Here is an 838-nt window from a genome sequence, read left to right as displayed (position 1 = left end):
ACGGCGCCGGCAAGTCCACGCTGGGCAACATCCTGGCGGGCCGCGAGGGCTACGAGGTCACCGAAGGTTCGGTGCAGCTCGATGGCATCGACCTGCTGGCGCTGGAGCCGGAAGAGCGCGCCGCCGCCGGCGTGTTCCTGGCCTTCCAGTACCCGGTCGAGATCCCGGGCGTGAACAACACCTACTTCCTGCGCGCCGCGCTCAACGCCCAGCGCAAGGCGCGCGGCGAGCCCGAGCTCGATTCCATGCAGTTCCTCAAGCGCGTGCGCGAGAAGCTGGCCGTGCTGCACCTCAGGGACGAGCTGCTGCACCGCGGCGTCAACGAGGGCTTCAGCGGCGGCGAGAAGAAGCGCAACGAGATCTTCCAGCTGGCCCTGCTCGAACCCAAGCTGGCCATCCTGGACGAAACCGACTCGGGCCTGGACATCGACGCGCTCAAGGCCGTGGCCGACGGCGTGAACCTGATGCGCTCGCCGGACCGCGCCTTCCTGGTCATCACCCACTACCAGCGCCTGCTCGACTACATCAAGCCCGACGTGGTGCACGTGCTGGCCGACGGCCGCATCGTCGAGACCGGCGGCCCCGAACTGGCGCTCGAGCTCGAGGCGCACGGCTACGCCTGGGTGAAGGACCGCATCGCGCCGGGCGCGCAGGCCACGCCGTGAGCGCCCTGCTCGACTCCCTGAAGCAGGGTTTCGAGGCCCTGCCCGCCGCGCTGGTGGACGCGCAGGGCCTGGGCGAAACCCGCCGCGCCGCGCTGGCGGCCGCGCTGGCCGACGGCCTGCCGGGCGCGCGGGTGGAAGCCTGGAAATACACCTCGCTGCGCGCGCTGTCGGCG

1 protein-coding gene and 1 pseudogene are annotated in these 838 nt (G+C 71.1%); both read left to right on the top strand.

Translation table 11 applies throughout. The annotated features are described in order from the left end of the window. On the top strand, positions 1-665 hold a 665-nt coding region (gene sufC, locus N790_RS14150), incomplete at its 5' end, for a Fe-S cluster assembly ATPase SufC (protein ID WP_043805302.1). Beyond that, positions 662-838 (top strand): annotated as a pseudogene (locus tag N790_RS16905) (Fe-S cluster assembly protein SufD); the annotation flags it as partial. The gene sufC and the pseudogene N790_RS16905, both read left to right, overlap by 4 nt.

Origin of the sequence: Arenimonas malthae CC-JY-1, from assembly GCF_000747075.1 — a bacterium.
Lineage (GTDB): Bacteria > Pseudomonadota > Gammaproteobacteria > Xanthomonadales > Xanthomonadaceae > Arenimonas > Arenimonas malthae.
Note: the sequence above shows the minus strand (reverse complement) of the source record. Positions and strands in the feature narration are given on the sequence as shown.